The 1,058-nt window shown below is 47.5% G+C and carries 1 pseudogene; it reads left to right on the forward strand.

Annotated features, from left to right (window positions below):
- Positions 1–983, forward strand: a pseudogene (locus tag RJ60_RS04445) (VWA domain-containing protein); the annotation flags it as partial.
- Positions 984–1,058 lie beyond the last annotated feature (75 nt).

Consider the following 1,058-nt stretch of genomic DNA (forward strand, 5'->3'; position numbering starts at 1 on the left):
GTCAGCTTGACTTCAGAGAAGACTCCAGGGCAGTTATCGTTGTGATTACAGATACTCTCCCAGAGACAGTTTACGGACCGTTCTGGTACTTTTCCGGAGGCAGTGTCGCCACGAAAAGGGCCGTAGAAATCGCGCTGGAGGAAAGGGACATTGAGCTGGAATACTTCCAGCCCGAGGAGTCTGCTCTGGCTCACATGGAGAATTATGACAGGCTCATAAACCCCGCGTTGAGCGAATCGAATTTCAACTATCTGGCAGGAGCCGTTTTTCTGGGCTGGCCATTCAAACAGGATCTCATCGAAGTCGATGCTCTGCCCGTTTCTGAATCGATTTATTACCTCTCCTGGAAATCCGCTCTTGATGAGATCACAAAGTACTATCGGAAACAAGGGTTCGAAGTTGAAGTGAACGTGAAAAGCGGTGATGAACAAGTCTCATTCACGTATTCACCATTTTTCGATGATGAAGGTTATCTCCAGAGTTCAGAGGACTTCCACCTTTCCGTTTTCGATGAAGAGGGTAACACCTTGCCCGACAAAGTCGTGGAAATGGACTTGCTGAGAGAGTTGGGCGATCTGAAAGCATTCATCGATTCCAAATGGAACTATGTTGCGAGAGATGGAGTTCTGCAATTGCGGTCGGTGGATCCGGGAGAGTACCTCTATAGACTCTATGGATATGGAAGAAGCTCTTACAGCTATTCAACACTTCGACTGAAAGGCTCAGGAAAGATTTCATTCGTTCAGGGAGAAGCCTTTCCAGATTCCGTTGTTGCCCGAACGGGCGACGCATTTATCGAGTCAGTGAAGATTAGAGGCCTCATGGATGAGTTCGTGGACAATAAGATCGCTGTAAATGAATCCAAAGAGTTTGCCGAAAAGTCTTTACACTGGCGGACTGAACCTAAGGGAAGTGGAAGCTATGAAGAGATTCTATGTTTCCGTAGGGGCATTTCTCAATGGAATGGCCTATGCGGCAATTGAATCGGAGAGAGTAGAGAGTGATCTGCTGCAGATGGTGCGTGATACGAGAAGCATAGTTCAGCATGCGGAGGAAGT

The organism is Mesotoga sp. B105.6.4 (assembly GCF_002896535.1).
In the GTDB taxonomy this organism is placed as follows: Bacteria; Thermotogota; Thermotogae; order Petrotogales; family Kosmotogaceae; genus Mesotoga.